The sequence below is a fragment of the Marilutibacter aestuarii genome (assembly GCF_006546775.1).
GTDB classification, from domain to species: Bacteria; Pseudomonadota; Gammaproteobacteria; order Xanthomonadales; family Xanthomonadaceae; genus Marilutibacter; species Marilutibacter aestuarii.
On sequence record NZ_VICE01000012.1, the window covers coordinates 1 to 13,483 of the forward strand.

Consider the following 13,483-nt stretch of genomic DNA (forward strand, 5'->3'; position numbering starts at 1 on the left):
GCTGGTCTTCGAAGCGGCCGGGGGCGAGGCGCGGGCCGCGATCATGGGCGGCGACGCGGCCCGCTGACGGGGCCCGCGCCGCCGCGACACCTCAGTGCGCCGCGGGCTTGGCGGGCTTGGTGACCTGGGCCATCAGGCGGTCGGTGTAGGCGATGCCGATCGCCGACAGGATGAAGACGCAGTGGATGATCGTCTGCCACATCACGCCCTCGGTGGTGTAGGTCGCGCCCTCGCCACCGAGGTTGCCGATGGCGATGAAGGTCTTCAGCAGGTGGATCGAGGAGATGCCGATGATCGCCATCGCCAGCTTCACCTTGAGCACGCTGGCATTGACGTGGCTCAGCCACTCCGGCTGGTCGGGGTGGCCCTGCAGGTTCAGGCGCGAGACGAAGGTCTCGTAGCCACCGACGATCACCATCACCAGCAGGTTGGAGATCATGACCACGTCGATCAGGCCCAGCACCAGCAGCATGATGTCCTGTTCGCTGAAGCTCGCCGCGCCGTGGATCAGGTGCCACAGTTCCTTCATGAAGAGGAACACGTAGACGCCCTGCGCCACGATCAGGCCCAGGTACAGGGGCAGCTGCAGCCAGCGCGAGCTGAAGATCAGGTACGGCAGGGGACCAAGGCGCGGCGTCTGCGATGTCGGCATGGGATTGGCTTCGGTTGGGAATCGCGCAGGGTAGCCAGCGCCCCGCGCCCGCTCAAGTACCGGCGCGGGCGGCTTGGCGCGCGATGGCGCCGGCCGGCGCGGTCGAGGCCGCCCGGGCCAGCGCGTACACTGGCCGTCCCCACGACCCGGGAGTGCCTCGCATGATCGACCTGCATTACTGGCCGACCCCCAACGGCCACAAGATCACCCTGTTCCTCGAGGAGGCCGGCCTGGAATACCGCGTCCACCCGGTCGACATCGGCGCGGGCGACCAGTTCAAGCCGGAGTTCCTGGCGATCTCCCCGAACAACAAGATGCCGGCGATCGTCGACGACGCGCCCGCCGATGGCGGCCCACCGATCAGCGTGTTCGAGTCCGGCGCGATCCTGCTGTACCTGGCCAACAAGACCGGCCGCTTCTTCGCCGACGACCTGCGTGGCCGCATCGAGGTCAGCCAGTGGCTGAACTGGCAGATGGCCGGGCTGGGCCCGATGACCGGCCAGTACGGCCATTTCCATGTCTACGCGCCCGAGCCGATCCCCTATGCCCGCGACCGCTACGCGCGCGAGGCCGCGCGCCTGCTCGGCGTGCTCGACAAGCGCCTGGCCGACCGCGAGTTCGTCGCCGGCGTCCACTACAGCATCGCCGACATGGCCTGCTACCCGTGGATCGATCCGTACGACAAGGCGCCGATGGACCTGTCCGGCCTGCCCCACCTGCGCCGCTGGCGCGAGGCGATCGCCGCCCGCCCCGCGACCGTCCGCGCCTACGCCGTGGCCGAACAGCACCGGGTGCAGCGGGAGATGACCGAGGAGATGCGCCGCAACCTGTTCGGGACGCCCTCCGGCACCGCCTGAGCGGCGCGCCCGCCCATCACGCCTCGCCCATCGACCGCCCCGTATAAGACGACCCATCGACCCGACATGAACAAGACGCTCGCGCGCTGCCTGCTTGCCATGACCCTGACCGCCTCCCTCCCCCTCGCCACCGCCCAGGACGGGGCCGCCCGGACGCAAGGACTCACGCTGGAAGCCCTGGCCGGCGATGCGCCGCTGTCCGGACCCAGCCTGACCAAGCCGAAGATCGCGCCGGACGGCTCGAAGGTGACCTTCCTGCGCGGCAAGGAGCACGACCGCAACCGCCTCGACCTGTGGGCCTACGACGTGGCCAGTGGCCGGACCGAACGCCTGGTCGACGCCGACGACGTGCTGCCGCCAGGGCAGGAAGTGCTGAGCGACGAGGAGAAGGCCCGGCGTGAGCGCCAGCGCATCGCCGGCCTGAGCGGCATCGTCGACTACCAGTGGTCGCCGGACGGGAGCCAGCTGCTGTTTCCGCTCGGCGGCGAGCTGTATCTCTACGACCTCGCCGAAAGCGGCACGGGGGCGGTGCGCAAGCTGACCGACGGCGAAGGCTTCGCCACCGACCCCAAGCTGTCGCCCAGGGGCGGCTTCGTGAGCTTCATCCGCGACCGCAACCTGTGGGTGATCGACCTGGCCACCGGCAAGCCGGCCCAGCTCACCCGCGACGGCAGCGACGTGATCGGCAACGGCGTCGCCGAATTCGTCGCCGACGAGGAGATGGCGCGCCACACCGGCTACTGGTGGGCGCCCGACGACTCGGCCATCGCCTTCGCCCGGATCGACGAATCGCCCGTGCCGGTGCAGAAGCGCTACGAGGTCTACCCCGACCGCACCGAAGTGGTCGAGCAGCGCTATCCCGCCGCCGGCGACGACAACGTGCGCGTGCAGCTGGCGGTGGTTGCGCCCAAGGCCGGGGTCGCCCCGCGCTGGATCGACCTGGGCAGCGAAGAGGACATCTACCTGGCCCGTGTGGACTGGCGCGATGCGCGCCACCTGACCTTCCAGCGCCAGTCGCGCGACCAGAAGACGCTCGAACTGGTCGAGACCGACCTCAACAGCGGCCGCCAGCAGGTGCTGGTCACCGAGACCTCCAGGACCTGGGTGCCGCTGCACGACAACCTGCGTTTCCTCGACGACGGCCGCCTGCTGTGGTCCAGCGAACGCAGCGGCTTCGAGCATCTCTACGTGATCGACGGCGAGGGCAAGAGCACCGCGCTGACCCGCGGTGAGTGGCCGGTCGACAGCGTGCTGGCGGTCGACGAGGCCGAGGGCCAGGTCTACTTCGCGGCCGGCCGGGAGTCGCCACTGGAAAGCGCGGTCTATCGCGTGCCGCTGGCCGGCGGCGCGATCGAACGCCTGTCGAAGGTGGCTGGCACCCATTCGGCGACGTTCGCGCGCAACGCCAGCGTCTACGTCGACAACTGGTCCAACCCGGCGACGCCGCCGCAGCTGACCCTGTTCCGCAATGACGGCAGCGCGATCGCCGACCTGGTCGAGAACGACCTCGACGACGCCGGCCATCCCTACGCGCCCTATCGCGAGGCGCACCGCCCGATCGAGTACGGCACGCTCACCGCCGCCGACGGCGAGACCCCACTGCACTACAGCCTGCTCAAGCCGGCCGGCTTCGACCCGTCGCGGCGCTATCCGGTGGTCGTGTACGTGTATGGCGGACCCGCCGCGCAGACGGTCAAGCAGGCCTGGGCGCCGGACTTCAACCAGTACCTCGCCCAGCATGGCTACGTGGTGTTCTCGTTGGACAACCGCGGCACGCCGCGCCGCGGCGAAGCCTTCGGCGGCGCACTGTACGGCCGCCAGGGCACGGTGGAAGTGGCCGACCAGCTCAAGGGCGTGGAATGGCTGAAGTCGCAGCCATGGGTCGATGGCGACCACATCGGCGTGTACGGCTGGTCCAATGGCGGCTACATGACCCTGATGCTGCTGGCCAAGGCCTCCGACCAGTACGCCTGCGGCGTCGCCGGCGCGCCGGTGACCGACTGGGGGCTGTACGACACCCACTACACCGAGCGCTACATGAACCTGCCCGCCGCCAATCCGGACGGCTACCGCGAGGCCCGCGTGGTCGAACACATCGACGGCCTGACCTCGCCGCTGCTGCTGATCCACGGCATGGCCGACGACAACGTGCTGTTCTCAAACTCCACCGCGCTCATGAGCGCCCTGCAGAAGCGTGGCCAGCCCTTCGACCTGATGACCTACCCCGGGGCCAAGCACGGCCTCAAGGGTGCCGACCTGCTGCATCGCCTGCGCATCACCGAGGGCTTCTTCGCGCGCTGCCTGAAGCCTGCGTCCTGACACGGGACGCGGGCTGGGCGTGACCTTCGGCGCATGGCCGGGCGTCGCGCGTCGTGGATGCTGCCTTTCTTCCAGCCAACGGGAACCGCCATGACCAGACCGCTCGTCCTCGCCATCGTCCTCGCCCTGGCCGCTCCCCTGCCGACGCTCGCCCAGGAAGCCGCGGCCGGGACGGCGCAGGCCGCCAGCCCCGCGTGGGTCGCGCGCAGCAACGAACTGGCCGGCATCCTGGTCGAGGCGCAGGCGGAGTTCTCGCCGGAGGGCTTTTCCTTCCTCGGCATCCCCGGCTACGACGACAAGGTGTCCGACTTCGGCCCCGATGCCGGCAAGCGCGGGCGCGAAGCGACAGCGCGCGCACGCGACGCACTCAAGGCGAAGCTTGCCGTCGAGCGCGATCCGCAGGTCCGCCAGGACCTCGAGCTGCTGATCGCCTCGGCCAACGACAGCATCGAGAGCTCGGAGACCTACGAGCGCCTCACCCTGCCCTGGGTCGACGCCCCCCAGCTGGTCTTCAGCGGCATCCAGAGCCTGCTGTCCGACCAGGTGCAGCCGGAGCGCCGCGCCCGCGCGCTCGACCGCCTGAAGGCCTACGTCGGCATGGACGGCACGCACGCGCCGCTCACCGAGCAGGCGATGGCCCGCTACACCGAGCGCGCCGGCGACGCTGCGCTGCTGCGCCCGACCCGGCTCGAGGTGGAGCAGGCGCTGGGCAACGTGGATACCTACGTGGAAGGCATCCGCAAGCTGTTCGCCAAGTACCAGGTCGCCGGCGCCGACGAAGCGCTCGACGCGATGGACGCGCAGCTGCATGCCTACGCCGACTGGGCGCGCGGCTCCGTGTTGCCCGACGCGCGCACCGACACCGTGCTGCCGCCCGCCCTGTACGCGCTTTCGCTCAAGCAGGTGGGCATCGACATCGACCCGAAGGTGCTGGTCCAGCGCGCCCAGCTCGAGTTCATGGAAACACGCGCCGCGATGCAGGCGCTGGCACCGCGGGTGGTCGCCGAGAAGGGCCTGTCGGTCAAGGATCCCAACGACTACGTCGAGGTGATCCAGGCGCTCAAGCGCGACACGATCCCCAACGACGCACTCGAGGCCCGCTACCGCACGGTGATCGACCGCATCGACCCCATCATCCGCGAGGCGCGCATCGTCGACGTGCCGAACCGGCCGATGGTGATGCGACTGGGCACCGAGGCCGAGTCGGCCGCGCAGCCCGCGCCCCACTTCAAGCCCGCGCCGCTGGTCGGCAACACCGGCCAGCAGGGTCAGTTCGTGCTGCCGGTGGCGGTGCCCCAGGCCGATGGCGACGCCCTGCAGTACGACGATTTCAACTTCGATGCCGTGCGCTGGACCCTGTCCGCGCACGAGGGCCGCCCCGGCCACGAGCTGCAGTTCACCGCGATGGTCGAGCGCGGGGTCTCGCTGGCCCGCACCATGTTCGCGTTCAACTCGGTCAACGTGGAGGGCTGGGCCCTCTACGCGGAGGCCGAAATGGTCCCGTACGAGCCGGTCGACGGCCAGCTGATCGCCCTGCAGTTCCGCCTGCTGCGCGCCGCCCGCGCGATCCTGGACCCGATGCTCAACCTGGGCCTGACCGACCGCGAAAGCGCCGGCCGGGTGCTGCGCGAGAAGGTCGGCATGTCCGAGGCGATGACCAAGCAGGAACTGGACCGCTACACCTTCAACGCCCCCGGCCAGGCCGGCGCGTACTTCTACGGGTACAGCCGCATCCTCGAACTGCGCATGGCCACCGAGCTTGCCCTGGGCGACCGTTTCGACCGCCTGGCCTTCAACAACTTCCTGCTCGACCAGGGCCTGCTGCCACCGGACCTGCTGGCACAGGCGGTGAACGAGGCGTTCATCCCCTCGCAGCGCGAACGCTGAACGGAGCAAAGCCGGGACCGGCCGCCGGTCGGTCCCGGGCTCTGGCTATACTCGGGACCTGTCGTCCGCCTATTGCCGTCCTTTGCGAACCCTGCCCCGTCCCATCGAACCGCTGGCCATCCGCGCCCACACCGCCACCACCGCGCTTGGCCGCGGTCGCGCGGCCCAGGCCCAGGCCCTTGCCGAGCGCCGCAGCGGATTGCGCCGCAATGACTTCCCGACCACCGCCGCCGGCGAAGCGCCGCTGGATTGCTGGATCGGCCGCGTCGAGGGCCTGGAGGCATCGCCGCTGCCCGAGCGCCTGGCGCGCTGGGAGTGCCGCAACAACCGGCTCGCCTGGCTCGCCTTGCAGCAGGACGGGATGGCGGCGGCCATCGAGGCCATGATCGACCGGCACGGCGCCGGACGCGTCGCCCTGGTGGTGGGGACGTCCACCTCCAGCATCGGCGCCAGCGAGGAGGCCTACGCGCGCCTGGACGAGGGTGCCGACGGCGGCCAGCATTTCCCGGCCGACCTGGCCCGCGACGAGATCCACACCCCGCATTCGCTGGGCGCCTTCCTGCAGGACGCGACCGGCATCGCCGGCCCCTGCGTGACCGTGGCGACGGCCTGCTCCTCGAGCGCCAAGGTGTTCGCGCAGGCCGCGCGACTGATCCACGCCGGCGTGGTCGACGCCGCGCTCGTCGGCGGCATCGACACCCTGTGCGGCAGCGTCCTGTTCGGCTTCAACGCGCTGCAACTGGTCTCGCCCGAACCCTGCCGGCCCTTCGACGCCCGCCGCGTCGGCCTGTCGCTCGGCGAGGCCGGCGGCTACGCGCTGCTCGAGCGCGCGACGGCGGGCGAGGGCGGTCTGCAGCTGCGCGGCTATGGCGAGTCCAGCGACGCGCACCACATGTCGGCGCCGCACCCGGAGGGCCTGGGCGCCCGCCTGGCGATGGCCGACGCGCTGGCGCGCGCAGGCGTCGATGCCGGTGAAGTGGGGTACCTGAACCTGCACGGCACCGCGACCCCGGCCAACGACGCCATCGAAGCGGCGGCCGTGGCCGCGCTGTTCCCCGACACCCTGCACGCCAGTTCGACCAAGGGCTGGACCGGCCACACCCTCGGCGCGGCCGGCATCGTCGAGTCGGTGATCGCCCTGCTCGCCCTGGAGAACGGCCACCTGCCGGGCATCCTCAACAGCGACCAGCACGACCCCGCCTGCGGCCCGCAGATCCGCTTCGACAACGTGGACCGCCCCATCCGCTTCGCGATGAACAACTCCTTCGGGTTCGGCGGCAACAACGCCTCGCTCGTGTTCGGGCGCGCATGAGCACGTTCTCCGCCCGCATCGAAGGCGTCGGCTTCTGGACCGACGGAATCCCTTCCTGGGACGCGGCCCGGCGCTTCTGCCTCGACGGCACGCTGCCCGGGTCGGCGCCCGCACGCCCCTCGCCGCAGCTGCTCGCGCCGAACGAACGCCGGCGCGCACCGCAGACCGTGGCGATCGCGCTGGAGGTTGGCCTGGCGGCCTGCACCGCGGCCGGTCGCGACCCCGCCTCGCTGCCGTCGGTGTTCACCTCCACCCATGGCGAGCTCGGCATCACCGACTACACCTGCACCACCCTGGCCAGCACGCCCCGCGCACTGTCGCCGACGCGCTTCCACAACTCCGTGCACAACGCCGCCGCCGGCTACTGGACCATCGGCACCGGCGCCATGCAGCCGGCCACCGCGATCAGCGCCATGCAGGCAAGTTTCGCCCAGGGCCTGCTGGAGGCCATGGTGCAGCTGGCCAGCGGCGAGGACTCCGTGTTGCTGGTGGCCTACGACGGCAGCGCCAGCGGCCCGCTGGGCGAGCACGCGCGCAGCCAGGGCCTGCTCGGCGCCGGGCTGGTGCTCTCCCACGAAAGCCGGGAGACCGGACCGGTGCTGCAGGTGACGCTGGAAGCGGGCGCGGCGACCGTCGAGGGCGGGCGCCTGCACGCGCACGCGTCGGGGAACGCGATGGCGCCGATGCTGCCGTTCTTCGAGGCCCTCGCCGCCGGTGCCCCTTCGCGCGTGATGCTCGACGCGGGCGGCGGCCAGCGGCTGGCGATCGCGCTGCGTACCGGCGCGACCGCGATGGAGTCGATCGATGCCTGATGTCAAGCGCATCGCCGTCGTCGTGCCGGCCCTCAACGAAGCCCTGCGCATCCGGGGCGTGGTCGAGGCCGCGCTCGCGCAGTGCCCGAACGTGATCGTGGTCGACGACGGCTCCGACGACGACACCGTCGCCCGCATCGAAGACCTGCCGGTGACCCTGTTGCGGCACCCGCGGCGCATGGGCAAGGGCGCGGCGCTGCGCACCGGCTTCGCCGAGGCCCTGCGCCTGGGCCTGGACGGCGTGCTCAGCATGGACGGCGACGGCCAGCACGATGCCGCCGACATCCCCCGCCTGCTCGCGGCCGCGGACCGCAACCCCGGCGACATCATCATTGGCGCGCGCCTGCGCAAGCGCGCCTGCCAGCCCGGCTACCGCCGCCTGGCCAACGAGTTCGGCGACTGGGGCATCGCCTGGGGGTGCGGTTACCGGATCGCCGACACCCAGAGCGGCCAGCGCTACTACCCCGCCGCGGTCTGCGCGCTGGACGCGGTGCCGGGCGAGGACTTCGTGTACGAGGCACAGATCCTGATCTCCGCGGCGCGACGACTCGGCAGCGGCGTGGTCTCGGTGCCGGTGGAATCGCGCTACGGTCCCGGCCCGCATGGTACGACGGCATGCCCGGCCTTCAGGCACAGCCACTTCCGGCCGCTGCGCGACCTCTATCGCATCACCTCGCACGTGGTCGCCCAGGTCTGGCGCCATGGCAACGTACTCGAGGAGTACCGTCGCACCCGTGCCCATCCGCCCCGCATCGACGACGCGGAAAGTGCGTTCGCCGGAGCCTGCCTGGACCCGGCCGGGTCTTCGCCGAGATGAGCGCAGCCGCGCCCTCGACCGATGTCGCCATCGCCGGCGGTGGCCTCGCGGGCCTGTGCCTGGCCCTGCAGCTGCGCCGGGCCCTGCCGTCGGCCCGCATCGTCGTGCTGGAGCGGCGCACCCACCCCGTGCCCGAGGCCGCCTTCAAGGTCGGCGAGTCCACGGTCGAGATCGGCGCGTACTACTTCGCCAGGGTGCTCGGCCTCCAGCCCCACCTGGACGGCGCGCAGCTGCGCAAATTCGGGTTCCGCTTCTTCTTCAGCGACGGCCGCGACGACATCGATGCATGCACCGAACTGGGCGTCAGCCAGTTGCTGCCCACGCCGTCCTGGCAGATCGACCGCGGCCGCTTCGAGAACATGCTCGCCGAGCGCGTGCGCGCCGAGGGCATCGACCTGCGCACCGGCTGCACGGTGCGGCGCATCGAGATGGGCCAGGAGGGCGCGTCCCACCGCGTCGACTACACCTGCGAGGGCGAGGCGCGATCGCTGGATGCGCGATGGCTGGTCGACGCGGCCGGGCGCGCCGGGCTGTTGCGCCGCAAGTTCGACCTGACCCTCGACAACGGCCACGACGCCAACGCGGTGTGGTGGCGGGTCGAGGGCCACCTCGACCCCAACGACTGGTCGGGCGACGCGGCCTGGCGCGGGCGCTGCGACCCGCCGGACCGCTGGCGCTCGACCAACCACCTCTGCGGCCCCGGGTACTGGGCCTGGATGATCCCGCTGGCCTCCGGCTCGCATTCGCTGGGCATCGTCTGCGATGCCGCCACCCATCCGCTGGCGACGATGAACAGCCACGCCAAGGCGATGGCCTGGCTGCACGAGCACCAGCCGCGCCTGGCGCGCGCGCTCGACGATCCATCGCACGCGGTCCAGGACTTCGCCTTCCTGCGCGGCTACTCGCACGGCTGCCGCCAGGTGTTCTCCGCCGATCGCTGGGCCCTGACCGGCGAGGCCGGACCGTTCCTGGACCCGTTCTATTCGCCCGGCAGCGACTTCATCGCGATCGCCAACACCTACATCACCGCCCTCGTCGAGCGGGACCTCGGCGGCGGCTCGATCGCCGCGCACGCCGCGCTCTACGAGCAGGTGTTCCAGTCGTTCTACGACAACATGCTGCCGATCTACCGGGGTCAGTACGGACTGCTCGGCGACGCCCAGGTGCTGCCGGTGAAGCTCATCTGGGACTACACCTTCTACTGGGCGATGCTCGCGCCGCTGATGTTCGGCGAACGCCTGGCCGACCCCGACTGCCTGGGCAGGATCCGCCCGCGGATGCAGCAGGCGAGCGAACTGAACCGCGCCGTGCAGGCGCTGCTGCACGACTGGGGCGAGGCCAACGCGCGAAGCGGCGTCACCGATCCGGCGCCCGGCCGATTCCTCGACCAGTACCGCATCGACTGGTTCCGCGACATGAACGGTGCGCTGGACGACCCGCTGGACGACGAGGCCTTCGTCGACCGCATCGCGGCCAATGGCGACCGCATGGAGGCGCTCGCCCGAGAGGTGCTGGCGCGTGCGCGGCAGGCCTGCCCCCGGATCGACGACCACGGTCTTGACGAGCACCTGGCGCCGCCCGGCGCCACGCCCGACCGCCAGCTGGACGACGCCTGGTACGCCCTGGCCTGAGCAGCGCCGGCGGCATGCGCGTCACCGCCGGACGGGGCGGCCCTGCGCTCAGTCGCCGGTGGGCTCGGTCTCCGGCGCGACGGCCGGTCCGGTCGCGTCCGGCAGCATCGGCTGCCAGTTCTGCGGCGGCGGGTTGGCCACGTAGATCGCGGTGCCGGTGGCGTACTTGGTGCGCGGGCTGATGCTCACGCCGATGCCACCGCTGCTGAAGCCGCTGCCGCGGTAACTGCCGCCCCCGGCGCCGACGCCGACGCTGGTACCGCCGTAGCCATTGGCCGTGCCCTGCAGCAACACGCCATTGGCGCCGACCTTGGCCGCTTCCTCGCGCAGGTTCTGCAGCACGGCATTGAGCTTGTTCTGCTCACCGTAGGTGACCGGGCCGCTGGCGGTCTCGATCACCGCGATCTCCTCGAAGCCACCCGGCGGCGGCGCGTTGTAGATCCGCACCTGGGAGGGATCGATCGGGGGGCGCGGTTGCCCGACCAGCATCGACGACGTGGCGCAGGACGCCAGCAGCAGCGCCATTCCCATTGCAAGCATTGCCCGGACCATCACAGGCCTCCTTTCGCTTTCGTTCGAGATGGCGTCAGTATGCGCCCGCCCGCGTCGGCGATGCCTGAACCCCGTCGCCGTCGGATCAACCCATGCCGCCATTGATCCCGATGACCTGCCCGTTGATGTAGGCAGCGGCGTCCGAGCAGAGGAAACCGACCAGGTCGGCGACTTCGCCGGGGCGTCCGGCACGACCGGCCGGCACCATCTGCCGGATCGCTTCGGGCGGGAAGGACGACTGGGCCATCCGCCCCTCGATCACGCCCGGGGCGACCACGTTGGCGGTGATGCCACGGCTGGCCATCTCGCGCGCCAGCGAGCGGGTCGCGCCATGCAGGGCCGACTTGGCGGCGGCGTAATTGGTCTGCCCGCGGTTGCCGAGCACCGCGGCGACGGAGGAGACGCTGACCACCCGGCCCCACCGCGTGCGCGCCATCGGCAAGAGCAGCGGTTGGGTGACATGGAAGAAGCCATGCAGCGACACGTCGATCACGCGCTTCCATTGTGCCTGGCCCATCCCGGCCATCGGGGCGTCATCGTGGATGCCGGCGTTGTTGACCACGACCTGGATGGGCCCATCGGCGAGCAGCGACTCGATCGCCCGTGCCGACGCGTCGGCCTCGGCGACATCGAACGCCACGGCCCGTGCCTGACCGCCAGCGGCCAGGATCGCGGCGACGGTCGCCTCGGCGGCATCGAGGTTGCGGTTGGCGTGGACGATGACATCGCATCCGTCGGCGGCGAGGCGACGGCAGATCGCGTCGCCGAGGTCGCCGCTGCCGCCGGTGACGAGGGCGCGGCGGGTCGGTCGGTCGGTATCGGGCATGGACGGCTCGGTGCAGGCCGGACTCGGCCGGCGATCCACCGATTGTCGCGATCGCGCCCGCAGGCGCAAGCGCGGGCCCCTGATTCAGTACGGGCGCCAGCCCCGCGGGTACGGCGGGTCGCTGTCGCTGCCGGCCTGGTCGCCGGTGATGACGAAGACCTGCTCGACGATCGCGCCGTGGGCATCGCATCGAAGGGTCTGCCGCGCCTGGAACAGGCCCCAGGCATCGCCACCGCCGCCCTCGCCGTCGACACCGTCGAGCACCACGATCCAGAAATCCAGGGTCCGCTGGGCATTGGCCACCTGGCGGATGGAAGGCGGATCCGAGAGCATCACCGTCACCTGGCCCTCCTCGCCTTCGCTGTCCACCCAGGGCGCGAAAACCGCGGAGCCGGGCTGCAGGCGGTACATGTCCACCCAGGCATCGACCGGCATGCCTTCGACATAGGGCTTGTGGGTCCGCTCCAGCCAGTTGAGCCGGGCCGCGCCACGGTTGGGCACGCTGAGCTGGAGCTGGATGCGATGGCCGAACTGGCCGCCCTCGGCGTAGTTCATCGCCTCCATCAATTCGATGCTGACCGGCATGTCGCCCTCCACGGGCTGGGATACATGCCAACAGGAACGCCCGTGCCGCGCGCTCGTGAAAGCCCCGCGAACCACGAGGTGAAGGCCTGGTCGGCGACGAGTCCGCCCGGACCTGCGGGTGCGCCTGGGCCCACGCGATCCGGCGCAGGTCGCACGGGATACCGCGCGGCCTGCACCTGGATGCGTCAGGGTGCGCAGGCGTAGCGGAACACGCAGCTCCAGTCGTCCTTCACGCTGACCACGATCCAGCCCTTGCCCGCCGCGTCGTCGAGGCCCTTGTCGAGCTTGCCGAAGTGGGACTCCCGGTCGTATGCGGCTTCGCGCCCGGCATCGTCGTGGTGGACGATCATGCCGAAGCGCGGACCCGGCCCGGAGGTCGTCCATTCGAGCATCTGGTAGTCGCCGTCGGAGTTGCCGAAAGCGGCGATCGGTCGGCGGCCGATGTGGTAGTGGATGCCGACCGGCTTGCCCGCCTTGTCGTCCACCAGGTTGATGCCCGGCTCGCGCGCAAGGGTCGGCACGCCGTCCCTGACCTCGTACTTGACCTTGATCTGGCTGCCCACCACCTGCTCCGGCGGGATGCCGTAGACCTCGTAGCTCCACGGTCGCATGAACTCCACGCCGCCGCCGGAGACGATGAAGGTCTTGAAGCGGTTCTCGCGCAGGTACTGCAACAACTCGAGCATCGGCTGGAACACCATGCCGGTGTAGAGCTCACCGGTCTTGGGGTGCCGGGCGGTGCGTATCCACTGGTTCGCGGTACTCTCGAACTCCGCCGTCGACATGCCGGCGTGGGTCGCCACCAGCAGCTCCATCAGGCCCTTTTCGCCCGAGGCCGCGAGCGCCGCGACATCGTTCTCCAGCACCGCCTTGTAGGGCTGGGTGTCCTTCCACTCCGGATGTCCAGGCGCCATCGCCTTGATCCGGTCGAGGATGAAGGCCAACTGCACGTACATCGGCTGCTCGGACCACAGGGTGCCGTCGTTGTCGAACACCGCGATCCGCTCGGACGGGTGCACGTAGTCCGCCCCGCCTTCCTGGCTGACGCGCTCGACGAAATCGACGATCGCCTTCTTTGCCAAACCGTCGTTCCAGGACGACAGCGGTTCCGCCGCATGCGCCGCGCCGGTCGCGAGCACCAGCGTGGCGGCCAGCGCCAGCCGCCGCTTCTTGAATGCCGTATTCATGCTCCGTTCTCCATGAAAGCGTAACGCACCGCGTCGTGGCTACGAG

At 70.7% G+C, this 13,483-nt stretch carries 12 protein-coding genes; 7 read left to right on the top strand and 5 right to left on the bottom strand.

All coding sequences use genetic code 11. The features are described from left to right. Positions 1–91 precede the first annotated feature (91 nt). Positions 92–652 (bottom strand): TIGR00645 family protein, encoded by a 561-nt coding sequence (locus FKV25_RS01450; RefSeq protein ID WP_141517014.1) that lies wholly within the window; start codon positions 650–652, stop codon positions 92–94. 161 nt (positions 653–813) lie between these two features. On the opposite strand from FKV25_RS01450, the gene FKV25_RS01455 reads away from it, so the two are divergent. From FKV25_RS01455 to FKV25_RS01485, 7 genes are all read left to right on the top strand, one after another. Continuing rightward, positions 814–1,509, top strand: coding sequence for a glutathione S-transferase N-terminal domain-containing protein (locus tag FKV25_RS01455; protein WP_141517015.1), 696 nt, complete (start codon positions 814–816; stop codon positions 1,507–1,509). A 99-nt stretch (positions 1,510–1,608) separates the two neighbouring features. Continuing rightward, entirely contained in the window at positions 1,609–3,828 is a 2,220-nt protein-coding gene (locus tag FKV25_RS01460; protein ID WP_141517058.1) for a S9 family peptidase, read from the top strand. Between the two features lie 90 nt (positions 3,829–3,918). Next, positions 3,919–5,715 carry a DUF885 domain-containing protein gene (locus tag FKV25_RS01465; protein ID WP_141517016.1) on the top strand — a complete coding sequence of 599 codons (1,797 nt, stop codon included), beginning with the start codon at positions 3,919–3,921 and terminating at the stop codon, positions 5,713–5,715. A 103-nt stretch (positions 5,716–5,818) separates the two neighbouring features. Beyond that, the gene (locus FKV25_RS01470) at positions 5,819–7,027 is read left to right on the top strand and encodes a beta-ketoacyl-[acyl-carrier-protein] synthase family protein (protein ID WP_141517059.1); all 1,209 of its coding nucleotides are present in this window, start codon (positions 5,819–5,821) and stop codon (positions 7,025–7,027) included. Then, positions 7,024–7,839, top strand: coding sequence for a beta-ketoacyl synthase chain length factor (locus FKV25_RS01475; protein ID WP_141517017.1), 816 nt, complete (start codon positions 7,024–7,026; stop codon positions 7,837–7,839). The genes FKV25_RS01470 and FKV25_RS01475 overlap by 4 nt, the downstream gene beginning before the upstream one ends. Beyond that, complete coding sequence (locus FKV25_RS01480) at positions 7,832–8,656, top strand: glycosyltransferase family 2 protein (protein ID WP_141517018.1); 825 nt, start codon at positions 7,832–7,834, stop codon at positions 8,654–8,656. Before FKV25_RS01475 ends, FKV25_RS01480 begins: the two co-directional genes overlap by 8 nt. Beyond that, positions 8,653–10,287, top strand: coding sequence for an NAD(P)/FAD-dependent oxidoreductase (locus FKV25_RS01485; RefSeq protein ID WP_141517019.1), 1,635 nt, complete (start codon positions 8,653–8,655; stop codon positions 10,285–10,287). Before FKV25_RS01480 ends, FKV25_RS01485 begins: the two co-directional genes overlap by 4 nt. A gap of 48 nt (positions 10,288–10,335) precedes the next feature. Here the strand turns inward: FKV25_RS01485 and FKV25_RS01490 are convergent, their stop codons facing one another. The 4 genes from FKV25_RS01490 to FKV25_RS01505 form a co-directional block, all read right to left on the bottom strand. Beyond that, the gene (locus FKV25_RS01490) at positions 10,336–10,812 is read right to left on the bottom strand and encodes a hypothetical protein (protein WP_141517020.1); all 477 of its coding nucleotides are present in this window, start codon (positions 10,810–10,812) and stop codon (positions 10,336–10,338) included. Between the two features lie 112 nt (positions 10,813–10,924). Then, positions 10,925–11,665 (bottom strand): 3-oxoacyl-ACP reductase FabG, encoded by a 741-nt coding sequence (gene fabG / locus FKV25_RS01495; RefSeq protein ID WP_141517021.1) that lies wholly within the window; start codon positions 11,663–11,665, stop codon positions 10,925–10,927. An 84-nt stretch (positions 11,666–11,749) separates the two neighbouring features. Next, entirely contained in the window at positions 11,750–12,250 is a 501-nt protein-coding gene (locus FKV25_RS01500; protein WP_141517022.1) for a hypothetical protein, read from the bottom strand. Positions 12,251–12,435: 185 nt separating this feature from the next. Then, a complete protein-coding gene (locus FKV25_RS01505) occupies positions 12,436–13,437 on the bottom strand; it encodes an HAD family hydrolase (protein WP_141517023.1) in 1,002 nt (333 codons plus the stop codon). Positions 13,438–13,483: the final 46 nt, after the last annotated feature.

Bases quoted from the DNA above. Each gene is read 5' to 3' on its own strand.
- FKV25_RS01455 (WP_141517015.1), top strand. From the start codon at position 814: ATGATCGACCTGCATTACTGGCCGACCCCCAACGGCCACAAGATCACC.
- FKV25_RS01465 (WP_141517016.1), top strand. From the start codon at position 3,919: ATGACCAGACCGCTCGTCCTCGCCATCGTCCTCGCCCTGGCCGCTCCC.
- fabG (WP_141517021.1), bottom strand. From the start codon at position 11,665: ATGCCCGATACCGACCGACCGACCCGCCGCGCCCTCGTCACCGGCGGC.
- FKV25_RS01475 (WP_141517017.1), top strand. From the start codon at position 7,024: ATGAGCACGTTCTCCGCCCGCATCGAAGGCGTCGGCTTCTGGACCGAC.
- FKV25_RS01490 (WP_141517020.1), bottom strand. From the start codon at position 10,812: ATGGCGCTGCTGCTGGCGTCCTGCGCCACGTCGTCGATGCTGGTCGGG.
- FKV25_RS01480 (WP_141517018.1), top strand. From the start codon at position 7,832: ATGCCTGATGTCAAGCGCATCGCCGTCGTCGTGCCGGCCCTCAACGAA.
- FKV25_RS01500 (WP_141517022.1), bottom strand. From the start codon at position 12,250: ATGCCGGTCAGCATCGAATTGATGGAGGCGATGAACTACGCCGAGGGC.
- FKV25_RS01485 (WP_141517019.1), top strand. From the start codon at position 8,653: ATGAGCGCAGCCGCGCCCTCGACCGATGTCGCCATCGCCGGCGGTGGC.
- FKV25_RS01460 (WP_141517058.1), top strand. From the start codon at position 1,609: ATGACCCTGACCGCCTCCCTCCCCCTCGCCACCGCCCAGGACGGGGCC.
- FKV25_RS01505 (WP_141517023.1), bottom strand. From the start codon at position 13,437: ATGAATACGGCATTCAAGAAGCGGCGGCTGGCGCTGGCCGCCACGCTG.
- FKV25_RS01450 (WP_141517014.1), bottom strand. From the start codon at position 652: ATGCCGACATCGCAGACGCCGCGCCTTGGTCCCCTGCCGTACCTGATC.